The sequence below is a fragment of the Polaromonas sp. P4_H1 genome (assembly GCF_056400945.1).
In genome coordinates this window covers 18,773-40,918 of sequence record NZ_JBFUKG010000004.1, presented here as the reverse complement: position 1 = coordinate 40,918, position 22,146 = coordinate 18,773, and the positions used below count along the sequence as shown (strand labels likewise).

At 63.8% G+C, this 22,146-nt stretch carries 21 protein-coding genes; 2 read left to right on the top strand and 19 right to left on the bottom strand.

Translation table 11 applies throughout. The annotated features are described in order from the left end of the window. Positions 1-2 precede the first annotated feature (2 nt). The 11 genes from ltaE to AC1DS5_RS07125 are packed head-to-tail and all read right to left on the bottom strand — an operon-like array spanning position 3 to position 12,114. Positions 3-1,052: a low-specificity L-threonine aldolase gene (gene ltaE / locus AC1DS5_RS07175; protein WP_477717568.1), complete on the bottom strand. Its 1,050-nt coding sequence runs from the start codon at positions 1,050-1,052 to the stop codon at positions 3-5. Positions 1,053-1,072: 20 nt separating this feature from the next. Next, positions 1,073-1,426 (bottom strand): cupin domain-containing protein, encoded by a 354-nt coding sequence (locus AC1DS5_RS07170; RefSeq protein WP_477717567.1) that lies wholly within the window; start codon positions 1,424-1,426, stop codon positions 1,073-1,075. 60 nt (positions 1,427-1,486) lie between these two features. After that, positions 1,487-2,815, bottom strand: coding sequence for an NAD(P)/FAD-dependent oxidoreductase (locus tag AC1DS5_RS07165; protein WP_477717566.1), 1,329 nt, complete (start codon positions 2,813-2,815; stop codon positions 1,487-1,489). Positions 2,816-2,824: 9 nt separating this feature from the next. Next, the gene (locus tag AC1DS5_RS07160) at positions 2,825-3,814 is read right to left on the bottom strand and encodes an ABC transporter ATP-binding protein (protein WP_477717565.1); all 990 of its coding nucleotides are present in this window, start codon (positions 3,812-3,814) and stop codon (positions 2,825-2,827) included. Beyond that, entirely contained in the window at positions 3,814-4,875 is a 1,062-nt protein-coding gene (locus AC1DS5_RS07155; protein ID WP_477717564.1) for an ABC transporter ATP-binding protein, read from the bottom strand. The genes AC1DS5_RS07160 and AC1DS5_RS07155 overlap by 1 nt, the downstream gene beginning before the upstream one ends. A 12-nt stretch (positions 4,876-4,887) precedes the next feature. Beyond that, positions 4,888-5,775, bottom strand: a complete 888-nt coding sequence (locus AC1DS5_RS07150) for an ABC transporter permease (protein WP_477717563.1) — start codon at positions 5,773-5,775, stop codon at positions 4,888-4,890. Then, on the bottom strand, positions 5,772-6,728 hold the full coding sequence (locus tag AC1DS5_RS07145; RefSeq protein ID WP_477717562.1) for an ABC transporter permease: 957 nt from the start codon (positions 6,726-6,728) through the stop codon (positions 5,772-5,774). Before AC1DS5_RS07145 ends, AC1DS5_RS07150 begins: the two co-directional genes overlap by 4 nt. Before the next feature lie 6 nt (positions 6,729-6,734). Then, positions 6,735-8,444 carry a peptide ABC transporter substrate-binding protein gene (locus tag AC1DS5_RS07140; protein ID WP_477717561.1) on the bottom strand — a complete coding sequence of 570 codons (1,710 nt, stop codon included), beginning with the start codon at positions 8,442-8,444 and terminating at the stop codon, positions 6,735-6,737. 57 nt (positions 8,445-8,501) lie between these two features. Beyond that, a complete protein-coding gene (locus AC1DS5_RS07135) occupies positions 8,502-9,827 on the bottom strand; it encodes an NAD(P)/FAD-dependent oxidoreductase (RefSeq protein ID WP_477717560.1) in 1,326 nt (441 codons plus the stop codon). Between the two features lie 20 nt (positions 9,828-9,847). Beyond that, on the bottom strand, positions 9,848-10,567 hold the full coding sequence (locus AC1DS5_RS07130; RefSeq protein WP_477717559.1) for a cupin domain-containing protein: 720 nt from the start codon (positions 10,565-10,567) through the stop codon (positions 9,848-9,850). Continuing rightward, entirely contained in the window at positions 10,564-12,114 is a 1,551-nt protein-coding gene (locus AC1DS5_RS07125; RefSeq protein WP_477717558.1) for an aldehyde dehydrogenase family protein, read from the bottom strand. The genes AC1DS5_RS07130 and AC1DS5_RS07125 overlap by 4 nt, the downstream gene beginning before the upstream one ends. Before the next feature lie 256 nt (positions 12,115-12,370). Here AC1DS5_RS07125 and AC1DS5_RS07120 point away from each other — a divergent pair, with 256 nt between their 5' ends. Beyond that, complete coding sequence (locus tag AC1DS5_RS07120) at positions 12,371-13,264, top strand: GNAT family N-acetyltransferase (RefSeq protein ID WP_477717557.1); 894 nt, start codon at positions 12,371-12,373, stop codon at positions 13,262-13,264. Here the strand turns inward: AC1DS5_RS07120 and AC1DS5_RS07115 are convergent. The 4 genes from AC1DS5_RS07115 to AC1DS5_RS07100 all read right to left on the bottom strand — a co-directional run bounded on the left by AC1DS5_RS07115 (position 13,245) and on the right by AC1DS5_RS07100 (position 17,340). Then, positions 13,245-14,162 (bottom strand): LysR substrate-binding domain-containing protein, encoded by a 918-nt coding sequence (locus tag AC1DS5_RS07115; protein ID WP_477717556.1) that lies wholly within the window; start codon positions 14,160-14,162, stop codon positions 13,245-13,247. The genes AC1DS5_RS07120 and AC1DS5_RS07115 overlap by 20 nt on opposite strands. 117 nt (positions 14,163-14,279) lie before the next feature. Continuing rightward, positions 14,280-15,260, bottom strand: a complete 981-nt coding sequence (locus tag AC1DS5_RS07110) for a cupin domain-containing protein (RefSeq protein WP_477717555.1) — start codon at positions 15,258-15,260, stop codon at positions 14,280-14,282. Positions 15,261-15,280: 20 nt separating this feature from the next. After that, the gene (gene pdxA, locus AC1DS5_RS07105) at positions 15,281-16,291 is read right to left on the bottom strand and encodes a 4-hydroxythreonine-4-phosphate dehydrogenase PdxA (protein WP_477717554.1); all 1,011 of its coding nucleotides are present in this window, start codon (positions 16,289-16,291) and stop codon (positions 15,281-15,283) included. After that, complete coding sequence (locus AC1DS5_RS07100; RefSeq protein ID WP_477717553.1) at positions 16,288-17,340, bottom strand: four-carbon acid sugar kinase family protein; 1,053 nt, start codon at positions 17,338-17,340, stop codon at positions 16,288-16,290. The genes pdxA and AC1DS5_RS07100 overlap by 4 nt, the downstream gene beginning before the upstream one ends. 75 nt (positions 17,341-17,415) lie before the next feature. Between AC1DS5_RS07100 and AC1DS5_RS07095 the strand changes: the two genes are divergently transcribed. After that, positions 17,416-18,294 (top strand): LysR substrate-binding domain-containing protein, encoded by an 879-nt coding sequence (locus AC1DS5_RS07095; RefSeq protein ID WP_477717552.1) that lies wholly within the window; start codon positions 17,416-17,418, stop codon positions 18,292-18,294. 51 nt (positions 18,295-18,345) lie between these two features. Here AC1DS5_RS07095 and AC1DS5_RS07090 read toward each other — a convergent pair whose 3' ends face one another. The 4 genes from AC1DS5_RS07090 to AC1DS5_RS07075 all read right to left on the bottom strand — a co-directional run bounded on the left by AC1DS5_RS07090 (position 18,346) and on the right by AC1DS5_RS07075 (position 22,142). Further along, entirely contained in the window at positions 18,346-18,819 is a 474-nt protein-coding gene (locus AC1DS5_RS07090; RefSeq protein WP_477717551.1) for a hypothetical protein, read from the bottom strand. 296 nt (positions 18,820-19,115) lie between these two features. Continuing rightward, positions 19,116-20,186 (bottom strand): Gfo/Idh/MocA family protein, encoded by a 1,071-nt coding sequence (locus AC1DS5_RS07085; RefSeq protein WP_477717550.1) that lies wholly within the window; start codon positions 20,184-20,186, stop codon positions 19,116-19,118. Between the two features lie 8 nt (positions 20,187-20,194). Then, complete coding sequence (locus AC1DS5_RS07080) at positions 20,195-21,001, bottom strand: SDR family NAD(P)-dependent oxidoreductase (RefSeq protein WP_477717549.1); 807 nt, start codon at positions 20,999-21,001, stop codon at positions 20,195-20,197. A 61-nt stretch (positions 21,002-21,062) separates the two neighbouring features. Further along, the gene (locus AC1DS5_RS07075) at positions 21,063-22,142 is read right to left on the bottom strand and encodes an aldo/keto reductase (RefSeq protein ID WP_477717548.1); all 1,080 of its coding nucleotides are present in this window, start codon (positions 22,140-22,142) and stop codon (positions 21,063-21,065) included. Positions 22,143-22,146 lie beyond the last annotated feature (4 nt).

Sequence of the window (22,146 nt, the reverse complement as noted above, 5' to 3'; positions counted from 1 at the left end):
CCTCAGTGCGCAAAGAACTCGCGGATCGCGACGAGCGCGCGATCGACCCCGCCCGCATCCACATCCAGGTGCGTGACGAAGCGTAGCCGGTACAGCCCCGTGGCCAGGATGCCGCGCGCGTTCAGGTGCGCCAGCAGATCGGTCGCGCGCGACGCGGCACCACCCTCCAGGTCTACGAAGACGATGTTGGTCTGCGGCGTCTCGACGCGCAGGCCCTCGATTCCGGCCAACCCGACGGCGAGCCGCTGCGCCAGCGCGTGGTCGCTGGCGAGCTGGTCGATGTGGTGGTCGAGCGCGTGCGACGCGGCGGCGGCCAGCAGACCGGCCTGACGCATGCCGCCGCCCGCCATCTTGCGGATGCGGTGCCCCCGTGCGATCAACTCGCGCGATCCGCACAGCGCCGAGCCGACCGGTGCGCCCAGCCCTTTGCTGAAGCAGACCGACACGCTGTCGAAGCACTGCGCGATGCGTCGTGCCTCGGCACGCACGTCGGTCCCGAACGCCGCGGCCTGCGCCGTCGCGGCGTTGAAGAGGCGCGCACCGTCGAGGTGGCGCTTCAGGCCGCGCGACCGCGCGAGTTCGGTCGCCGCCTGCACGTATTCAAAGGGCAGCCGCTTGCCGCGGAGGGTGTTCTCGAGCGCCAACAACCGGGTGCGCGCGAAGTGCGCGTCGTCGGGCTTGATGGCCGCTTCAATCTGCGCTAGCGGCAGCGTGCCGTCGGGAGCGTGGTCGAGCGGTTGCGGTTGCACGCTGCCGAAGACCGCGGCGCCGCCGCCTTCCCAGAGGTAGCAGTGCGCCTGCTGGCCGACGATGTACTCGTCGCCTCGGCCGCAGTGGGCGAGGATCGCGCAGAGGTTGCTCTGCGTGCCGGTCGGCATGAAAAGGGCGGCCTCGAAGCCGAGCATCGATGCGATCTTTTCCTGAAGCGCATTGACACTCGGGTCAGCGCCGTAGACGTCGTCGCCCAGGGGGGCGGCAACCATGGCGGCGCGCATGGCAGGGGTCGGCTGGGTGACGGTGTCGCTGCTGAGGTTGACGGTGGCGTTGGGCATGGCTCAGGCCAGGAACGGGCTCATTGATACACGACCCAGATCTTGCGGGTCGTTTCGATGCAGCGCCACACGCCGGTGAAGTCGGGCTTCATCACGAACGCGTCGCCGGCCTGTACCCGCACCGGCGGCTTTCCGTCCTCGGTTACTTCCGACACGCCCGAGAGGATGTAGCAGAACTCCAGGGTGCCGCCCTTGATCGACTTGAAGGTGCCCGGTGTCGTCTCCCAAATGCCGGTGAGCACCTTGTCGTCGGAAGATCGTTCGACTTCCCAACTCCTGAATTGCGGGTTGCCTTCCATGAGGCGTTCCGGCAGCGGTGCCCTGTCCCGCGAGGGGCCCAGGTCGTCAAACTTGAAGAAGGTGAGATTGCTCATGAGAGGTGGTCCTTTTGTGAAAAGAGAAATTGATGGAAGCAGGCCGTAGGCGGGAAGTCGTCAGAAAGCACCGACGGTGACCTTCGAGCCGTCGGCAAAGCGCGAGAAGCGGAAGGGCGTCGGATCGACGGGTGGCTGCTCGCCTGTGACCATGTTCGCGACCAGCAGCCCCGTGGCAGGGCCGGTGCCGAAACCATGGCCGCTGAACCCGGCTGCGAGTACGAAGCCCTTGATGGCATCGACCGGCGAAATGACCGGCACGCCGTCCGGCGTGCTGTCGATGTAGGAAGCCCAGGCCTGGTCCACCGCCACGTCCTTCAACGCGGGGTACAGGTTCTGGAAGCAGCCGAGCAGGTTGCGGATCGCCTGCGGATCCGGCGCGGGATCGAGGACGCGGATCTGCTCGAACGGCGACACCTCGTCGAAGCGCCAGCTGCCCAGCGCCTCAGGGCCGCGGAAGAAGGAGCGGCCAATGCCGAACTCCACGGCCTTGATGCGCTTCATGAACATCGGCATAAATTCGCGTGCGTAGCGCAGCCCCTGCGGTGTGAGCTCGAGTTTCGCCTTGCCGCTGATCGCCAGGTTGTAGCCGCCTTGCAGGCGGCGCGTCAGCGAGCACTCCGGTGCAGAGAGCGCCGCCGGCAGACCCTCGATGGGACGGGTACGCAGGACGGTCGCGCGCACGCTCGCCTGCGGGAAGGAGATGCCGTGCCGGCGGCAGAAGGCCGACGCCCAGGCACCACCGGAACACACGACGGCGCTGGTCTTGATCATGCCGCGTTCCGTGATCACGCCAGTGACCGCGCCGTTGCTGATGTCCAGGCCGCGGGCCGCGCAATCCTGATGGACGGTCGCGCCAAGCGCCCGTGCGCCTTCGGCAATGCCCGGGGCAGCAAGGGCGGGCTCCGCCGTGCCGTCGTCCATCGAATGCACGCCTCCCAGCCACTGGCGGCTGCCGCTGCCTTTCATGACGTTAGTGGCTTCCGCCGCGTCGAGCATGCGGGTGCGGACGCCGCCGGGCCGTCCGACCTGTTGGCCCCATGTCTCCCAGGTGGAGAGTTGCTGCGGCTTGTCGGTGGCGTAGTACAGGCCGCAGCGGCGGAAACCGAGGTCCCGCCCGATGTCGCGCGAGAGTTCCTCCCAGAGCCGCAGCGCCAGCGTCGCGAGCGGCAGGTCGCGCGCGTCGCGGTTCTGCTGGCGGCACCAGCCCCAGTTGCGGCTGGACTGCTCCCCGCCGATGTAGCCCTTTTCGAGAAGCGCGACAGAGAGGCCGCGCTTGGCCAGGAAATAGGCCGTGGAAACGCCGACAATGCCGCCGCCGATCACCACGGCGTCGGCTCGTTCGGGCAGCTTGTCGTCGCTGCGTATGCGAAGAATGGGTGGAGACATAAGTTTCTGTTAGATATCGTCCCGGATGCACGCGGTCGCATGATCCCGTTCGACGAATCTGAGTTCGGGAACCCCGTTCGCGCACGCCGACTGGGCGTGTGGGCAGCGCGTACGGAACGCGCAGCCCGAGGGGGGAGACAAGGGGCTGGGAATGTCGCCCTTGAGCAGTTCGCGCGGGCGCCGCTGCCGCGGATCGAGGTTCGGCACGGCGGCCATCAGGGCGCGCGTGTAGGGGTGCCGCGGGTTTTTCAGCAACGATTCGGCGTCGGCGATCTCCACGAGGCGGCCCAGGTACATCACGGCGATGCGGTCTGAGATATGGCCCACCACCGCGAGGTCGTGGCTGATGAACAGCATCGTGAGGCCAAGCCTCTGCTTGAGCTCGAGCAGCAGATTGATCACCTGGGCCTGCACGGACACGTCGAGGGACGACACCGGTTCGTCGGCCACCAGCAGTTGCGGCTCGGTCATGAGCGCACGGGCGATGCCGACCCGCTGGCGCTGCCCACCCGAGAACTCGTGCGGATAGCGCGAGCGGTGCGCGGGGTTCAGCCCGACCGTCTTCAGCACGGCATCGATGCGGTCCCGACGCTCCTGCAAGGTCAGCTCGGGCATGTGGATTTCCAGCGGCGCGGAGAGCAGTTCCTCGACCGTGTGTTTCGGGTTCAGGGACGAGTACGGGTCCTGGAACACCATCTGCATCGCACGCCGCAGCGGCCGCATCTGGCGCCGCGTGAGGCCCACCAGGGGTTCTCCGTCGAAGTGCACCTCCCCTGCCGTAGGCGGGTCCAGGTTCAGGATGGCGCGGCCGACGGTGCTTTTGCCCGAGCCGCTTTCGCCCACCAGGCTCAGCACCTCGCCCCGGCGAATCTCGAAACTGACGCCGTCGACCGCCTTGACGTTCTGCGCCGGCTTGCCGAGCCAGCCGCCACCCAGCGGGTACCACTTGCGCAATCCCTCGACTTGCAACAAGGGGGGAGTAAGGGGTTTTTGTTGCATCACACGGCTCCTTCAATTTCCGGCCAACGGACGCATCGCACCAGATGGCCCGGCTGTGCGTTCTCCAGGACCGGCACTGCGGCATCGCAGCGGCCCGGCTCGAAATGGCCGCAGCGCGGCCCGAAGGTGCAGCCGGGCGGGTGCGCGGCTGGATCGGGCACATTCCCTGGAATTGCGAACAGCGGGGTTTTCCGGGCGCGGTTCGAATGCAGCCGCGGAACCGAGTGGATCAGGCCGCGGCTGTAGGGATGCCGCGGCTGCGTGAACAGCTCAACAACATCGGCCTGCTCGACGATTCGGCCCGCATACATCACCATCACACGGTCGGCAATCTCGGCGACAGTGCCAAGGTTGTGCGTGATGTAGATCATGGCCATCCTGGTCTCGGACTGCAGTTTTTCCAGTAACTCAAGGATCTGCGCCTGGATGGTGACGTCGAGCGCGGTGGTCGGCTCGTCCGCGATCAGTAGCGAAGGTTCACACGCAATCGCCATCGCGATCATTACGCGCTGCCGCATGCCGCCGGAGAGTTCGTGCGGATAGTTCGTCAGCCGGCGTTTCGGGTCCGAGATGCCGACCTGGTTCAGGAGTTCGGCGGCGCGGTCCGTGGCGGCACGCGCGCTCATCCCTAGGTGGATCCGCAAGCTCTCGCAGATCTGCGCGCCGACGGTGTGCACCGGATTCAGCGACGTCATCGGTTCCTGGAAAATCACCGAGGCGACGCCTCCCCGCACCCGCCGCATCATGCGCTCGGGCGTTCCGACCAGTTCATACGAGTTGCCATCGCGAGCCATAAGGCGCGCAGAACCCGTGATGGTGCAGTACGGCGCGGGCGGCGTGAGGCCGAGCAGGCCGAGGCAGGTCACGCTCTTGCCGGAACTGGTTTCCCCCACCAGCGCCAGTGTCTCGCCGCGGCGCACCGAGAAACTGACGTCGCGCACGGCATGCACCGTTCCAGCTGCTGTGCGAAAGGCGACGTTCAGATCGCGCACGTCCAGGATGTTCTCCGCTTCAACGGCGGCCTGGGCGTGGCGGATGTGGATTGGTTCGTAAAGGTTCATGTCAATCACCCGTCATCGATCGAGTTTCGCGTCCAGCGCGTCGCGCAGGCCGTCACCAATGAAGTTAAAGCTCGTGACGGTCAGCGTGATGGCCAGCCCCGGCACGATGGCGAGCCAGGGCGCGTTGGTCAGGTAGCTCTGCGCGTTCTCCAGCATGTTTCCCCAGCTCGGCGTCGGCGGCTGGATGCCGAAGCCCAGGAAGCTGATGTACGCCTCGGCCAGGATGGCGTGGGCGATGTTCAGCGTCGCAGCGACCACGATGGGCGCGACGGCATTGGGCAAGAGCTCACGGAACATGATGCGGCTGTCGCTGGCGCCGAGCGATTCCGCGGCGAGCGCGAAATCGCGTTCGCGCAGCGACCGTATCTGCCCTTCCACCACGCGCGCCACTTCCATCCAGCTTGCCACGGCGATCAGCACCACGATGGAGGTGACCGAGGGCTCGATCAGGGCCGCAATGGCCAGCAGCAGGAAGATGGTCGGGAAGCAGAGCATGGCGTCCACGAAGCGCATCAGCGCAGCCCCGATCGCGCCGCGGTAGAAGCCCGCCACGAGACCGACCAGGACGCCGACCACCACCGACAGCGCGGTGGCCGCGAAGCCGATGGACAGGGAGATGCGGCCGGCATACATCAGGCGCGCCAGGATGTCGCGGCCCAGCGGGTCGGTTCCGAACAGGTGCGGGCCCGCGAACGGCCCCGTCAGCCGCGCGCGGATGTCGGTGTCGGTGTCATTGAACGGAATCAGCCAGGGGCCCACAAAGCTGAAGAGCGTCATGAACAGCACGACGCCCACGCCCACGAGCGCCACGCGGTGGCGCAGGAAGCGCCTCAGGGCCGGATAGCGCTCGGCGAGCGTCCGGCGCGGTGGGGCTACCGATACGGTCTGGACGGCGCTCATTTCGACGCTCCTTTGATGCGCGGGTCCGCGACAGAGTAGAGAAGATCCGCGAGCAGGCTACCCAGCAGAACCATGCAAGCCGTGAACATCAGCATTCCCATCACCACGGGATAGTCGCGGTTGCTCACGCTGTCGAGAAAGAGCCGGCCCATGCCCGGCCAGGTGAAGACGGTTTCCGTCACCAGCGCGCCGCTCAGCAGCGTGGACACGTGCAGGCCGGTGATCGTTATCATGGGCAGCAGCGCGTTGCGCAGCGCATGGCGCAGAAGTATCTGCATGGCCGGCACGCCCTTGGACTTGGCGGTGCGGATGTAGTCCTGGTTCACCACGTCAAGCATCGAGGAGCGCATGTAGCGACTCCACACCGCGGTGGACACCAGCGCCAGCACGATGCACGGCGCCACCAGGTGCTGCAGCCGGTCGATGAAAGAGCCGTCACCGATCGTTTCGCGGTTGCCGGCCGGCAGCCAACCGAGGTTCACGGAAAACACATAGATGACAGCGAGGCCGAACCAGAACGTGGGGATCGACAGCGCGACCATCGCGCCCACGGTGGCCAGGTGGTCGAAGAACGAATAGCGCCGCACCGCACCCAGGATGCCGATCATGCCGCCGATGAACATCGCAAGCAGCGTCGAGCTCACCATGAGTTCGAGCGTCGGCCCGACGTGCATGCCGATCTTCTTCAGCACCGGTAGCTGATCCCGGTACGAGCTACCCCAATCGCCCAAGAGCAGGTTGCCGGCCCAGTCGAGGTACTGGATCGGCACGGGCCGGTTCAAGCCGTACTGCGCCATCAGCCGGTCGACGTCTTCCTGGCCGAGATTGCCGGTGGCCAGGAACTGCGCCAGCGGCCCTCCGGGCGCCAGATGCAGGATCGCGAAGGCGATCATCGAGACCAGCACGAGCAGCAGCAGCGACTGCAGCAAGCGGCGGATAAGATAGCGTGCCATGATGCGTCAGGCCGTCCAGCGCCAGCTGGCCGCGTTCCAGCTATTGGCCAGCGCGTTCACGTTGTTCGCGTAGCCGTCCAGGCCGGTCTTCGTGCCCTCGATCTGCACTTCGTAGAACAGCGGCAGGAATGGCAGGTCGTCCATGATCAGTTCCTGGACTTTGGCGTAGATCTCCTTGCGCTTGGCGGTGTTGTATTCCTGGCGGCCCCGGGCGAGCAGCGTATCTACCCCGCCATTTTTGTACTGGCTCACGTTCGAACCCGAGCCGGTCTGCTTCGGGATAGCGCCGCCGCCGAAACGGTGCGTGACATCAGGGTCTGAGGCGATCGTGTAGGTCGGCGCGGTCATCAGGCTGTCGAACTCGGAGTTCCTCCAGAACTCGGCCCACAGCACCGCCGCCACCAGGTTCTTGATCAGCATCTCGACGCCGATCTTCTTGAAGTCGTCGGCGATGAGCTGTTGCGTCTGCGCGCGCAACTGGTTGCCCGTGACCGTCGAATTCGTGAAGGACAGCCGCACACCGTTCTTGACGCGAATGCCATCCGCGCCGCGCACCCAGCCGGCCTGGTCCAGCATCGTGGCGGCCTTTTTCGGGTCATACGCCGGTTTCGGCAGGTTGGGGTTGTAGGCCCAGTGCGTCGGGACGAGGTAGTTGTTCGCCGGCTTGGGCACGCCGTAATAGACGAGGTCGCAGATCGACTGCCGATCGATCGCGATGTTCAGCGCCTTGCGCACCGCCTTGTCCCCGAGCGCCGGGTGCGCGAGGTTGAGCGTCAGGTTCTCCACCGCGCCGCGGTTCGCAGCGTGGACTTGGCGGCCCCGCAATGCTGTCGCTTCCTTGTAGAAGTTGGCGGGAATGCCCTGCAGGCCGATGAAGTCAAGCTCTCCGGTCTTGAACTGCGTGTACATGGCGTTCAGATCCGGTACGTACTTGAAGATGAGCCGGTTCAGGGTCGGAGCCTTGCCGAAGTAGCTCGGATTGGCTTCGAGGATCACGTGGTCGCCGGTCTTGCGGCTGACGAAGCGGAACGGCCCCGTGCCGATGGGCGCGGCGGCGAACTGCGGCGAGTTCGGATCCGGGTTCTGCGAAAGAATGTGCGCGGGAACGATGAAGGTCCAGCTCAGCACGGACGCAAGCGGCGCGTACGGCTCCCTGAGTTTCCACGTGATCACATTGTCGCCTTCGACACCCACGGAATTGATGAGCTCGAAGGCTGCACGGTTGCGGGCGCGGAAGCCCGGGTTCTTCATCAGGTTGATGGAAAACCTGACGTCCTCCGCCGTCATCGGCTTGCCGTCATGCCACTTCACGTCGCGCCGCAACTCGACACGCCAGGTCAGCCCGTCGGCCGAAATGCCGCCGTTCTCAACGGTGGGGATAGCTTTCGCCAGCACCGGCACGAACTTCCCTTCCGCGTCGATCATCCACAACGGACTGAAAAGATTCCACCAGACGCCCTGGTCCACCTCGTTGGCGGTCATCAGCGGATGCAGGACGGTCACCTCCTGCGAGAAGCCGAGGATGGCCTGGCCCGTCGGTTTCGCGGCCGGCCCGGCGGCGTGGGCACTCTCCGCCACACCCAGGGAAGCCAGGGCAAAGGTTGCCGCCCCGGCAAATACGGCGTCGCGCCGTGTCAGTTTGCCCATGAGGGCATCGCCAGTGTTGTGGGTCCGTTTCATGTGGGTACCTTTCAGTTCTCTGTTGGAATCATTCATGGTTGTCTCCTGGTTAGGGGTTGCGGGGCTGGCTGGATGGATTGGGGCGGGCGCTGCCTAGAATTCAGCGACCTTACCCCACGCGGAACTGCTGAATCGGCCGGGCCGAAATGGTGTGGGATCCACGATCGGTTCGGCGCCGGTGGCGAGGTCCGCAATCAAATGACCTGCGCCGGGGCCGATGCCAAAGCCGTGTCCTGAAAAGCCGGCGGCCAGAATGAATCCCGGCATGCCCGGCACTTCACCAATGCCGGGAACACCGTCCGGCGTGCTGTCGACGAAGCCGGCCCACGCGTGCGTGATCTTTGCGCCCTGAAGTTGGGGCAGCAGTTCGACAGCGCGGCGGTGGGTCTCTTTGATCGTGCTCAGGCAGGGCTTCGGATCGAGAATGCGCATCCGCTCCATGGGCGTCGGCGCATCGAGCCGCCACCGCCTCAGCGTTTCGTGGCCACCCCGGATGCCTTGCAGGCCTCCCGGAAGAAGGCTGCGCCAGCGCTTGGCGAACATCGGCACGAATTGCGGAGCGAACCGCATGAACTGCGGCGTAATGTCCACGCGCGCGCGGCCGCTGATGGCCAGTGCGTAGCGCCCGTCGTTGCGGCGCGTGGCCGACACTCCCTGCATCACCAGGGCATCGGGCAAGTGATGCTCCACGGGGGACACGCTGAGGATGGATTGGCGGATAGACGCTTGCGGGAAACGGATGCCCAGCTGGCGACAGAACGCGGATGCCCAGGCGCCGCCGGCGAGCACGGCCGTCCTGGTTTTGATGACGCCGGCTTCCGTGATGACACCGCTGACGCGCCCGCCTTCCGTTTCGATGCCGCGGGCGGCACAATTCTGGTGAACGCTGCCGCCCAGCTTCATGAGCGCAGCCGCCACGGCCGGCGCGGCCTTGCCGGGATCGGCGGTGCCATCGTTGGGCGAGAAGACGCCGCCCTTCCAGGCGCGGCCGGTAACATTCCCCCGCTCGGCAGCCTCGCGGCTGCTGAGCATGTGGCTCGTGACGCCGGAGGTCTTGGCAAAATCGCGCCAGTTGGCCCAGCCCGACAATTCAGCCTCGTCGTTACTAAGAAACAGCAGCCCGCAGCGACGAAAACCCGTGTCTTCGCCGCTGTCGATGGCAAACTGGTCCCAGAGTTCGAGGCTCTTGGTGGCCATGGGCAGTTCGCGCGCATCGCGGTTCTGCTGGCGGCACCAGCCCCAGTTGCGGCTGGACTGCTCCGCGCCTATCCTCCCCTTTTCGACCAGGGCGACCGAAACGCCGCGCTGGGCCAGATAGTAGGCGGCAAAGACACCGACGATGCCGCCGCCGATCACGACGACGTCAGCGGAGGCCGGCGGCTTGGGGGAGGTGTTGATGTGGACTAGCGGAGGGGACATGATGGATTTCGCTCGCCCGTTCAAGCCTGGACGGCCTGGACCACAAAGAACTTCGCCACGCGATCACTGCTTTCCCATCCGACCGATGCGCCTTTCGGCACGAAAAGCGCATCGCCGGTGTTTGCCGACAGCACGCTGCCATCGGGCGCGGCGAATCGCACGCTACCGGCCACGAGGTGCATGAACTCGTTCTGGCGATGCGGGCGGACGATCCGGTGGTAAGGGGTGGAATCCCAGGTGCCCGCGCGGTACTCCACGCTTTCCTCGGTAAAGACGTTGTCGCTGCGGCATTCCGGGGCCGGGCCCAGCAGCGCCTCTGGCGGTAGCGTGGCGGACGGCTTGAAGTCGGCGTCGGCGCGCAAGGGAACAAGGTTGTGTTTCGTCGGCTTTTCGCAAGCGGCCGCGCAAAACGAAAACTGCACGCGGGACGCGGCGTGGATGCGAAGCGCGGTGCCGCATCCGATGACGGCACCCGCTTGGGGACCGAGCACCAGCGGGGCCGCTCCGGCCGCCGTCAATGTCAGCTCTCCTTCCGCCACAACAATCGTTTCGATGTGGGGATAACTTGCGACTTCGAGCTCACCAATGAAGCTGGTTCGGCCCACGGCCATCGCGTCGGGTCCTTCCCAGGCGATTTCCCGATTTCGCGCAAAGGGGTCGTCCTTGCCGAACGCCGCCCGGCGGAAAGAGGTTGAAACAGGCGCGCCGTTGGCACGGTGCAGCATTAAGGCCACTGTCATGATTGCTCCTGCGCATTGCGCGATGGTTTCACTGTCGTACTGGGCATCGAGGCGTCCTGAAAACCAAGGATCGCCTTGGTCTCCAGATACTCCTCAAGGCCTTCGATGCCGTATTCGCGGCCATTGCCCGAGCGCTTGTAGCCGCCAAAGGGGGCATGGGGGCTCCAGGCCGGATAGTTGATGTGCACCTGCCCGGAACGGATGCGCGCCGCGACCGCCCGCGCCGCGGCGAGGTCCTGGCCCTGCACGTGCGCACCCAGGCCGTAGACCGTATCGTTGGCGATCTCCACGGCCTCGTCCACGCTGTCGTAGGCGATGATCGAAAGCACCGGCCCGAAGATCTCTTCCTGCGCGATCTGCATTTGCGGATGTACCGAAGAGAAGATGGTCGGGCGGCAGTAGAAGCCGCGCTCCAGGCCCTCCGGCCGGCCGGGGCCGCCACAGACGAGGCGCGCACCCTCGGCGATGCCGATGGCTATCATTTCCTGCACCCGATTGAACTGGGCGCGGTTGGCCACCGGGCCGTGCGTGGTCTGCGGCGAGCGCGGATCGCCCACGACGAAGCTCAAGGCCGCTTCGAGCGCGATCCGTTCAACCTCCTGGAGGCGCTCGCGCGGCACGATCATGCGGGTCGGCGCGCTGCAGGACTGGCCGACATTGCGAAAGGCGGCCGCCACGCCTGCCGGCACAGCGCGCGCGAGGTCCGCGTCCGGCAGGATCACGTTGGGCGATTTGCCGCCGAGCTCCTGGGCCACGCGCTTGACCGTCGGGGCCGCCGCCTGGGCCACCAGGACGCCGGCCCGGGTCGAGCCGGTGATCGAAATCATGTCGACGTCCGGATGCGCCGACAGCGCGGCGCCGACCTCCGGCCCGTTGCCGCTCACCAGGTTGAACACGCCCGGCGGAATGCCGGCGTCGTGCACCACCTCGGCAAAGAGCAAGGCGCTCAGGGGCGACAGCTCGCTGGGCTTGAGGACGACGGTGCATCCGGCCGCCAGGGCGGGGCCGACCTTGGCCGTGATCTGGTAGAGCGGCCAGTTCCATGGGGTGATCAGGCCGCACACGCCAATGGCCTCGCGCACGATGGCCATGTCCCCCCGGTGGGTGAGAAAGGGATAGCTGGCGAGATTGTCACGGGCCACGCGGATGTGCTCGGCCGCGACCGGCACCTGTGTGCTGCGCGCAAACCCGATGGCGGCGCCCATCTCCAGCGAGATCGCCTGGGCGAACAGTTCGGCCCGTTCGAGGATCAAGGCGTGGATGCGGCCGAGCAGCGAAGCCCGGCTTTCGGCGGAGCTGACGGACCAGCTCGCGAAGGCGGAGCGGGCGGCGGCCACGGCCGCAGCGACGTCTTCAGCGGTTCCCAACGCGATCTGCGCGACGGGCTCCTCGGTCGACGGGTCGATGACGCTGGCTCGGGATTGCCCTGAGGGCAGGACCCACTCACCGTCTATGAACAGGCGATCCAGACGGCCGGCGGCTTTGAGGCGTTCGACGATCAAGCCCACATGCACTGGGGCCAAAGGCGCGGGCAATTGTGTGGTCATGGTTAGGGGCGTCGGGTTGGTTGGAGTCATCGGAATGACTTGATGTCCCGGAGTATCGGAACGCCGCTTCATGCGGTCAAATATAAGTTTTGACTATATTCATACAAAATTGATATGTACTGATCTGATAGGCCAAAAGGATACGGGTAACCCCTGATAGGAGTCTGTAGACTGTGGGGCTGGCATATCAAATCGGAATGCATGGCCTCGGAATTTTTATTGGACTGCATGGGTCTGCATACCGATACTCGACCGCATGACATCCGCCTCCACCACCATCACGGTCAAGCACCTCGAAGCCCCCGCCACCACCGGTGCCGCCCGCCTGCGCCCGTTCGAGCCAGGCGACTTGCCAGCTGCGCACGCCTTATCCAGCACCTTCAATTGGCCGCATCGGATCGAGGACTGGCAGTTTGCGTTGTCGCTAGGGCAAGGCATGGTCGCCGAACGCGACGGGAAAGTATTGGGCACCGCACTGTCCTGGCAATTTGGGGCGAACTACGCCACCATCGGCCTGGTGATCGTCGCGCCCGAGCTTCAGGGCCAGCGCATCGGCAATCGCATGATGGAGACCTTGCTCGATCACCTGTCCCCACGAGACGTGCTGCTGCACGCGACCGTGGCAGGCCGCGGCCTGTATGAGCGCCTGGGATTTGTCCCCACAGGCGAACTCGACCAGCACCAGGGCGTGCTTACGGCCTTGCCGGCGCTGGCGGGGCGTGAGGGGGACCGCCTGCGGCCGCTGGCAGATGCTGACGTCGAATCTCTGATCGCGATGGACGCCCGTGGCGCGGGCATGCCGCGCGGCGAGCTGCTTCGCCGCTTGTTCGCCCAGGAAAGGACGGTTGTTCTCGAGCGCGGCGGCCAAGCCGCCGGCTTCGCTGTGCTTCGCCGCTTTGGCCACGGGCATCTCGTCGGGCCGGTGGCGGCGCCGGATTTCGATGCCGCACGCGTGCTGATCTCCGATTGCTGCCGTCACACCGAGGGGTTCGTGCGCGTCGACGTGTACACCATGAGCGGTTTGTCGCCATGGCTGGAGAGCCTGGGGCTGCCGCGCGTCGGCGGTGGGACCATCATGGTCCGTGGCCGCGTGCCGGGGCGGGGGCCTGCCCAGGGCGGCTGGGCCCTGGTCACCCAGGCGATCGGCTGACCTTCTTGCGAGCGATGTTTTCGGGGCCGCCCACCGCGATGCGCACGGCCTCGAGGAAGTCCGCGACGAGCGCCTGCGCCGGCTGCTGGCGGGCACGCACCACGTGGCAGTTGAAGTGGATTGCCGGCTCGAACTCCAGCGCATGCACGCCCGTGAGCGCAAGCTCGCTCAGCATCGCCGGATCCACGATGCTGACGCCCAGGCTCCGCGCCACCATCGCGCAGGCCGCCGTCGCCAGCGAAGTTTCGATCTCCAGCCTGCGCACCTCGGGATCGAAGACTCTGTCGATGGCCGCGCGCATCACGTCCGGGGACGCAAACGATATGAACGACTCGCCGGCCAAATCCGAAGGACCGACCTTGCGCTTGCGCCCCAGCCGGTGCCCCCGCGGCACGATGCACACGGCACGCTCCGAATACACGAGCTCGGTGTCGACCTCCTGCGGCAGCGCGACGTAGCCGACCAGGCCGAGCTCGTAATAGCCGGACGACACCCACTTGCAGATCGTCGCGGAGTCGGCCGTGTGAACCACGACCGGCACGAGCGGGCGCAGTCCGCGAAAGACCTGCAGGATGCGCGGCACCGGGCTGATGCTGATGCCGGGTGATACGGCGATTCGCAAGCCTTCAACTCCCAGCGTGCGGATGCGGTCCGCCGCCGCACCGATGGACTGCAGTCCCACGTAAACGCGGTCCACTTCCTTCAGCAGCGCTTGCGCTTCAGGCGTGGGGACCACACGCTGCCCGACACGTTCGAACAGATTCAGTTGCGTCTCGCGCTGCAGCAGCGCGATGGCCCGGCTCACGTTCGGCTGCGACGTGTGCAGCTGCGCGGCGGCAAGCGTCATCGAGCCTGTGTGCATGACGGCGCGGAAGCACTCGATCTGGCGGTAGTTCATGTCAGCCTTGTATTAATAGCGGCGAAACATGTATTTAACTGCATAAAGCCGCGCTCCGATACCGCGGATGCTTGCCAGGACCATGGGGCGCGCGACCAGCGCCTGGCGGGAGCCAAGCTAAGCAGTCGTGGTTGCCAGCAACACTTCAGACGCCTCCCCGTCCAAAGCCACCGCACAGTGCTCAACGCCATGCGGTACGACGATGAACTCTCCCGTCTCGACAATCTCTTCACGGTCGCGAAACCTCATAAGCAGGCGTCCCCGATGAACAAAGAACAGTTCATCGTCGTGCTGCCGAAATGACCAGGGAGAGCTTCCCTCGAACCTGGCAACCCTGAATTGCAGGTTGTTGACCTGGCCCTCGGCTTCGCCGGCAGGCGCAGTTGACAGGTTCTTCTTGCGAATCGGCGAAAGGTGTTTGTTCAGGGCCGCGACGTCGCGAATGATGGCGGTGAGCTGGCTTGGCACGTCCTTCCCGTTGGCCGGGTATTTGCCGTCCAAAGCCGCGGTCCCGATCGTAAAACCCGCTGCGCCGGCATTCTGGACGACGGCAATTCGTTCAGGGGTATCGATCGAACCCGCCATGAAGACAGGTTTGGAGACTGCCGCGCAAACGGCCTTCATCAACTCGGGCACGTTTTCCGCCGAACGGTATGCCAACAGGTCCAGACCATGCACGCCGTCTTTCGCTGTGATCGTCCTGGCACTTTCGACAATTTCCTCGATGCTGCCTTCCAGCACGCTCGGATGGCCGGTAATCCGGCCGGCGAACGGGAAGTATTGGATTCCGGTGCCCTTGATGATCGGCAGCACGTCGTCGACGCGCGTGCCACCCAGAAGAACGTCAACGCCGATTTCGGCGGCTGCCTTTGCCGAAACAATTTCGCTTTCGCGGTCCAGCGACACGACTTCCAGATAGGAGGTTGCCCCGCCCGCCTTGATGGCCGCATTGAGGCCCTTCAGTTGCTCGATTGGCAAGCCGATGTCCTTGAACCCCATGTGCCGTACGCCTAGGCTGAGCGCAGTCTGAAGTTGCTGCGACGCATCCGGAACCGTGCGGTCGTTGCGGGTAAGCATGAAGATGAAACGTAGACCCATGATGGTGCTTCCTTTTTGAATTAGTTCGTCTTGGTTTGCGCGGCGACGAGGCGCTTTGCGTAGGCAAGCGCCGTTTCCAGGCTTGCGTGGTCTGCGACACCCTTGCCCGCGATGTCGAATGCCGTGCCGTGATCCGGGCTGGTGCGGACGAAGGGCAGGCCCAGCGTGATGTTCACGCCTTTTTCCAGCCCGAGGTACTTCACAGGGATCAGCCCCTGATCATGGTACTGGGCCACGACAACGTCGAATCGGCCCTGGCGCGCCTGCATGAAGACCGTATCGCCCGGATAGGGGCCGGTGGCATCGATGCCCTCGGCTCGGGCCGCGTCGATTGCCGGCCGGATGATCCTGATCTCCTCGTCCCCGAAGAGACCCCCCTCACCCGCGTGCGGGTTAAGACCCGCCACGGCGACACGCGGGGCCGCGAAGCCGAGAGCCTTTCCACCCTCGTGGGCAAGCCGGATGGCGGACATCTGGGCGTCGAAATCGCCTTGTTCGATCGCTTTGCGCAGCGACGTGTGGATCGTGACAAGCACCGTGCGGATGTCGTCATTCGCAAGCATCATCGCCACGCGCTTCGCACCGCCGTAGTCGGCCAGGATTTCCGTATGGCCGGGGTAGCGGATTCCCGCGCTGGCCATCGCCTCCTTGTTGATCGGCGCCGTGACGACGCCGCTCACTTCTCCGGCCTTCGCCGCCGCGATGGCTGCAACGATGGCATCGAAGGCGGCCTGCCCGGAGATCTCGCTGATCTGCCCTACGGGCGGCGGCTCGGTGATGCGGGTGGCCTCGATGACTTCAATGACCCGCGGCTGGAACTGGGCCGCATCGGGCGCTTTGATGCGCCGCACCTCAATGTCCAGCCCGAGCCGGCGCACGGCGTCATGCATGACGACATGGCTACCGAACACGACGACACGTTCGCCGCCCTTCGCAAGTACCTTCGCCACGATCTCCGGCCCAATGCCGGATGCGTCGCCCATGGTCAGGGCAAGCGGGGGGGGAATATTCTTCACAGTGAATCCGTTCATAAGGTTTGGGTTGCTCCACGTATCCGCACGACAGCGCGCTCCAGGGCGTCATCGCCGCCAAAGCCACCGGCCTTCATGGCGAGCAGGAGCGAGCGCCCATCGCCAAGCCTGGCGCGGCCCAGCGGGAATCCGGGATCGAGTTCTTGCAGAATCTCGAACTCACGGACATTGAGAAGGTCCAGGACGGCTTCCATCGTGTCGCCGCCGGTGGCGACCAGCGCGCCGAAGCGTGGGTCCTGAAGCTGCCCTGCCGCGTCTTCCGCAATACGGCGCAGCACCGCGGCCGGGTCCCGCTCGCGCGTCCTGGGTCCGCGCAGCAGCATGACGCCGCCGGCCTGCTGGAGTTGGTCGGCCTGTATGTGGCTGCGCAGGTTCGCGCTCCCGATGACGACCAGGACATCGTTGCTGATGCCATCGATCGATGGCGCCGGGGTCTTCGCCGGCGCAAAACGCCGCGACAGCGCCGCAGCCATCCCGGGAGAGCCAACCCAGAGGACCGACTCCGGCTCCTCGATGGAAGCAATCTGCGAGTCAAGTTCTTCCTGCGTCAGCGCATCGAGCAGCGTGACATTGGTGATGCGCTTCGGGACCAGGTCGGCCAGCGCGGAATGCCGCGCGGGATGTACGGGGTCATGGCCATACGAACTCTCCGAGACCGGTATGCCGTCAACGAGCTGGATGCCGCCCACCGTCGTACGCCCGGCTTGGGGGAAGGCCGGTGCAAACACCATGGATTTGCGGCCGCTCGCTGCAAAGCATGCTTCAAGCTCCTCCGCGATGTGGCCGCGCAGCGTGGAGTCCACCGTTTTGTAGAGCAGGTCCCGGCCGGCAAGCTGGCCGGTCAATCGGGCGACCCGCTCGAATGCCTGCGACGAAGTCGCGGACCGCGAAGCGCTGTCGACTGCAACCACCCCGGCCGCCTGGCGCGGAAGCTGGCCCCTTCCGATAGCCGCCGTCAGGCCGCGAGCGACGAAAGGTGCCGCGCCATCTGCCGCGCTGGTCAGGTCGTCGGCGAGGATCGCTATGCTGGGCTGGTAATTGGTGCGCATGCATCAATTATCAAAACCTCATCAAGCTATGAAAAGCGATAATTTCTGAGGGATACCGGTGATATATTGTCACCAATGGATCGTTCAGACATACCTTCGCTCGACGACCTGCGAGCGTTCGAAGCCACAGCGCGGCTGGGCTCGGTCCGGCTTGCCGCAGACTCGCTTGCGCTCACGCACGGCGCCGTCAGCCGCCGTATCACCAAACTCGCCAATGACATCGGGGTCAGCTTGTTTGAAAAGAGTGGGCGAGGCCTGCGGCTCACACCGGCCGGCGAGACACTCAACCTCACCCTCAGCAGGTTCTTCGGTGAGTTGGCCGCCACCGTGCAAAGCCTGCGTGCTACCAGTGCTGGGAAGACTGCCCTGGTGCTCTCCTGCGAGCCTTCAGTTGCCGTGCGGTGGCTCATTCCACGGCTGGGGGGGTTTCAAGTGGCGCATCCGGACATTGCCCTCCACCTCTCCGTGGGTGGAGGGCTTGTGGACTTTCGCAAGAATCAGGTCGACCTCGCTATTCGACGGCTGGATTTCGCGGTGCCCGCGGCGTGGAACGTCCGGCCCCTTTTCGCCGAAAGAGTCGGGCCTGTGATGAGGCCGGAATGGGTGCCGAGCTTCGAACACGGCGACTATCTCGCTCTCGGGTCGAAGACCCGGCCCGATGCATGGGCGCAATGGCTGAAGACCCATCCGTCGGCGCGCCGACCCACGGAGATCCGCTACTACGACCATCACTCGCTGATCGTCGAGGCCGCAGCTGCGGGCCTGGGTGTCGCCCTGAGTCCGCTCGTACTCGCCGTTGACGATGTGGAACGGGGAAGCCTCGCGGCGCCCGCCGGCTTTGACCCTGATGGCAGTCAGTATGGCTTGATATGGCTGGGGGCTGGTGAACTGCAAGGCGTGGAGTTTGAACTCGCCGAGTGGCTTCAAGCGCAGTTCAGCCGCCTAAGCTGTTGAATTGCGCTCAAGTCTGACCCGAGGGGGGTGCGGACAATAACTTGGACTGGTTTATGCCGTAAATCCAAGACTCTCTCGGTATTCGATGGGGCTACCCGCCATGTTTGCAGACGATGGCGTCACAACGATGATGACCGAATCCTGGAAATCAGATCCCAGCAGATCCTGCAGTTCTTTTTGGTAGTCCTTAAGCCGGCCTTCTGGTGCGTATCCGGAGTGAATGACCGAAAGCCCGAAAATCGCAAAGGACGCGCTGGCTTGGGTCACCAGCAGATCACCGAATCCTGGAAACCCTGTATCGCCCAAGTACGCCCTGGGATTGTTTAATAAAGATGGGTACCCTACATACCGCGATTCTTTGAAGTGGAAATTCTTTTCTTCATACAGAAAGATCACCTTTTTAATTTTCTCGGTGGCAGAGAAAGTTTGCACTGATTGCAGTGTCGGCTCACCGGCAAACCCGCAAAGAGCAAACAACAGCAGAACAACGCCGATAAGGCACTTAGTGAATTTGGCAAAGGTCATACAAGTCTTCGTTCAAAAAAGGACTTCCCAAGATTTGGTAAACAGTCCGGGCCTATTATTGAAATTCCCACGAAAACGGTCGCTCGGCCTCTCACATTTACAAGCGTGTTTACGACTTTAATAACCTGTTTACGACTTTAATTGCGCGGAATAATAAGCGCTATTCCGCGCAATTAAAGTCGTAAACATGGGCCTAGTATCCATGCCCCTTCCGAGTGTTCCGATTTCGCAACAGTCACACTTAAAGTCGTAAACAGCTTTAGACCTGAGGGTTGAGGTCAAGTGTGCAAGCCCGCTCAGTGTTTGCCGGGAGAGTCGCGTAAGCTCACCGACCTTCTGGTGTCGGCCGCTATCTGCACTGCGCAAGTTACTTCAAGCGTCCGCAATCCGTCGCGACCGGTACACAGAGGAACCTCAATTCCCTCAACCACTGCACGGAAGTGACGTAACTGTTCCATATAAGGGTCGACTCGATGAAGCGCCATGCGCTCTTGCGTCAAAGGGTCCTGCCAACCGCGCGCGCCTTCGTAACGCCAGATGTCGAGCCGCGGAAGCGCTAGCGAACCATGTGTGCCACTAATGTAATAAGAGTTGACGTCCTGCTGGACGAAGTAGTCCGACTCCCCAGCGGCAAGGTCCCAGTTCCACGGTGATACCGCCGCATCTGACACGCTCATCGCTGCGATAACGCCGTTGGCGAAAGTGAGCATTACGGCGGCCGTGTCTTCAACCTCGAATCCGCGCACCTGATTTGACATGGTCGCCTGCACACTCACCACGTCACCGAGCAGGAAGCGGAGGACGTCGATGTCGTGAACCAGATTTATCAGCACCGGCCCGCCACCAGCCTCGCGGCGCCACTCAGGCTCGAAGTAGCTATCTGGCTTGAACCATACGGCCATGGCAGTGGCGGATACCAGGCGGCCGAGCACACCGTTCGCAATCAGTTCGCGCGCCCGTTTCAGAATCGGATTGTGCCGGCGCTGGTGACCGACAAGAAGCGGTATTCCGAGCTGCTCTCCTCGCTCACATAGTCGTTGGGCCTGCTCTACGCTTTCGGCCACCGGCTTTTCCATCAACACGGGTACGCCAGCGTCAAAACATGCAATGCCGATGTCAGCGTGGGTCGCATTTGGGGTGGCCACAATGGCTCCGCCGATGCGGCATTTAGCCAGCATCTCATGATGGTCGGGATAGCACGGTATGTTCAGCGACAAGCCATAAGCGCGCGCCTCGGGTGTTGGATCGACAATTGCTGCGACTTGCACTGCATCGTGCCGCAGTGCGCGCTCCACATGCTTGCGTCCGATGGCGCCGGCGCCGATTACCGCGATTGGAAGCTTTGCGCTCGGTGGGAACGAAGTCATCACACTTCCTAATGATTTGTCGACCCGGACGACGACGCAGCCTCCTTGCGGCGGGCTATTCCGGGAATGCGGTCCAGGACCGAAAGCGTCAGCCCCCCATCCACCATGATGTTTTCGCCGGTAATGTATCGATTGTCCGGATCTATCAGGAAATCGACTGTGCGAGCAACGTCGCTTGGGGCCCCGATCCGCTTTAAGGGAACGATAGCCTCACGCTGCCGCGTGATAGCCATGTCTTCATAAATTGATCGAGTCATCGGCGTCATGATCATTCCGGGAGAAACACTGTTGACGCGAATGCCGTGTTCTCCCCACTCGAGCGCCATCTGCTTGCAGAGCATGATGAGGGCCGCCTTAGCCGCGCTGTACGCGCCGGTCTGCCGGTGCGGATGAACGCCAGATTGCGATGCGATGCCGACAAAGGCGCCTTGTGACGCCTTGAGGTGCGGGAAACCCGCTTTGGCGAAAAGCCAACTTGCGCGGCATGTCAGCGCAAACATGTCTTCCCAAACCTCAAGCGACATGTCCTCCAGCGAGGTCGGATCAACGGCCCCCGCGTTGGAAACGATTGCATCGAGCCCCTTGAACCTTTCAGCGGCGGTGTTAACGAAGCGTTCAGGTACTGCGGGATCTCGAAGATCGCCCTCCAGAATGAGTACATCGCAACCTTCATGTCGTAGCTCTTCGGCGAGTGTTTCTATCGGCTCGCGAATTTTTCGTACGCACATTGCGATCGCCGACTCAGGCCTCCTGGCAATTTGCTGGCAGATTGCGCCACCAATGCCCTCGCTTACTCCAGTCACAAGAACTCGCATTCAGATTCCTCGTTGTTGCACTATGACGTTTCAAAGTAGGTCGCCGCCCCGCTGGCGGGGTCTATGCAGCCTTGCCCGAATTGGTTCCACCATGGCGACGCACCTCTGGCTCCAGCCAGGGCGAGACGTAGCCGCGATCCGCCTCCTCAATCAGGGCACCAGGAGGGATGAGCGCATCGATCTGGTCGAGGATCGACGCATCAAGTTCCGTGTCGAAGCCAGCTTTCATCCCATTGAATTGCTCGATCGTACGAGGGCCCACGATCACAGACGTCACTGCTGCGTGTGCCAGTGGAAACGCCTGTGCCATGTGCATGAGAGACAGACCTGCTTGCCGGGCGATTGATTCGAGTTCGGGTAGCAATTCAAGCTTGCGGCGATTGCCCGGTCGCTCCATGTCGAAGCGGGATTGCAGAATGGGGTAGTGCTTTCCCCACTGACCTTTGACACGGTCCGCCCGGGACCCGGTCAGGGCCGTGCCGCCGGCGCTGTACTTTCCGGTCAGCCATCCACCATTCAAGGGGCTCCAGGCGGTGAACCCCATCCGGTAGTGTTGAACGGCCGGCAATGTCTCTCGCTCAACGGCACGCTGGAAAAGAGAGTACGGCGAGGTCTCGTTGACAAAACGCGACAGCTTGCTTAACCGACTGACCGATTGTGCTTCTGCGAGATACCAGCTGGGAAGCGTCGAGCATCCGAGGTACCGGACCTTGCCCTGCGTCACCAGATCGCTGAGTGCGCCAAGTGTCTCCTCAAGATCGGTGTGCAGATCCGGGCGATGCATTTGATACAAGTCGATATGGTCGGTCTTGAGCCGCCGCAGGCTGTTTTCGACCTGCTTCATGATCCAGTAGCGCGACCCACCCTGGTCGTTTCGACCCTCGCCCGCCGACAGTCTGAATTTGGTCGCGAGGACAACTTTGTCGCGGCGACCGGCGAGTGCTTTGCCGACTATGTCCTCCGCTTCACCGTGAGAGTACGTGTCGGCGGTGTCGATGAAATTGATTCCGCTGTCGAGCGCACCATGAACAATGCTGATGCATTCGCGCTCATCGGTGTTCCCGTCGGCGCCGAAACTCATGGTTCCAAGCATGTATTCGCTGACCTGAACGCCCGTCCGACCGAGATAGCGATATCTCATGAGT

Bases quoted from the DNA above. Each gene is read 5' to 3' on its own strand.
- ltaE (WP_477717568.1), bottom strand. From the start codon at position 1,052: ATGCCCAACGCCACCGTCAACCTCAGCAGCGACACCGTCACCCAGCCG.
- AC1DS5_RS07170 (WP_477717567.1), bottom strand. From the start codon at position 1,426: ATGAGCAATCTCACCTTCTTCAAGTTTGACGACCTGGGCCCCTCGCGG.
- AC1DS5_RS07165 (WP_477717566.1), bottom strand. From the start codon at position 2,815: ATGTCTCCACCCATTCTTCGCATACGCAGCGACGACAAGCTGCCCGAA.
- AC1DS5_RS07160 (WP_477717565.1), bottom strand. From the start codon at position 3,814: ATGCAACAAAAACCCCTTACTCCCCCCTTGTTGCAAGTCGAGGGATTG.
- AC1DS5_RS07155 (WP_477717564.1), bottom strand. From the start codon at position 4,875: ATGAACCTTTACGAACCAATCCACATCCGCCACGCCCAGGCCGCCGTT.
- AC1DS5_RS07150 (WP_477717563.1), bottom strand. From the start codon at position 5,775: ATGAGCGCCGTCCAGACCGTATCGGTAGCCCCACCGCGCCGGACGCTC.
- AC1DS5_RS07145 (WP_477717562.1), bottom strand. From the start codon at position 6,728: ATGGCACGCTATCTTATCCGCCGCTTGCTGCAGTCGCTGCTGCTGCTC.
- AC1DS5_RS07140 (WP_477717561.1), bottom strand. From the start codon at position 8,444: ATGAATGATTCCAACAGAGAACTGAAAGGTACCCACATGAAACGGACC.
- AC1DS5_RS07135 (WP_477717560.1), bottom strand. From the start codon at position 9,827: ATGTCCCCTCCGCTAGTCCACATCAACACCTCCCCCAAGCCGCCGGCC.
- AC1DS5_RS07130 (WP_477717559.1), bottom strand. From the start codon at position 10,567: ATGACAGTGGCCTTAATGCTGCACCGTGCCAACGGCGCGCCTGTTTCA.
- AC1DS5_RS07125 (WP_477717558.1), bottom strand. From the start codon at position 12,114: ATGACCACACAATTGCCCGCGCCTTTGGCCCCAGTGCATGTGGGCTTG.
- AC1DS5_RS07120 (WP_477717557.1), top strand. From the start codon at position 12,371: ATGACATCCGCCTCCACCACCATCACGGTCAAGCACCTCGAAGCCCCC.
- AC1DS5_RS07115 (WP_477717556.1), bottom strand. From the start codon at position 14,162: ATGAACTACCGCCAGATCGAGTGCTTCCGCGCCGTCATGCACACAGGC.
- AC1DS5_RS07110 (WP_477717555.1), bottom strand. From the start codon at position 15,260: ATGGGTCTACGTTTCATCTTCATGCTTACCCGCAACGACCGCACGGTT.
- pdxA (WP_477717554.1), bottom strand. From the start codon at position 16,291: ATGAACGGATTCACTGTGAAGAATATTCCCCCCCCGCTTGCCCTGACC.
- AC1DS5_RS07100 (WP_477717553.1), bottom strand. From the start codon at position 17,340: ATGCGCACCAATTACCAGCCCAGCATAGCGATCCTCGCCGACGACCTG.
- AC1DS5_RS07095 (WP_477717552.1), top strand. From the start codon at position 17,416: ATGGATCGTTCAGACATACCTTCGCTCGACGACCTGCGAGCGTTCGAA.
- AC1DS5_RS07090 (WP_477717551.1), bottom strand. From the start codon at position 18,819: ATGACCTTTGCCAAATTCACTAAGTGCCTTATCGGCGTTGTTCTGCTG.
- AC1DS5_RS07085 (WP_477717550.1), bottom strand. From the start codon at position 20,186: ATGACTTCGTTCCCACCGAGCGCAAAGCTTCCAATCGCGGTAATCGGC.
- AC1DS5_RS07080 (WP_477717549.1), bottom strand. From the start codon at position 21,001: ATGCGAGTTCTTGTGACTGGAGTAAGCGAGGGCATTGGTGGCGCAATC.
- AC1DS5_RS07075 (WP_477717548.1), bottom strand. From the start codon at position 22,142: ATGAGATATCGCTATCTCGGTCGGACGGGCGTTCAGGTCAGCGAATAC.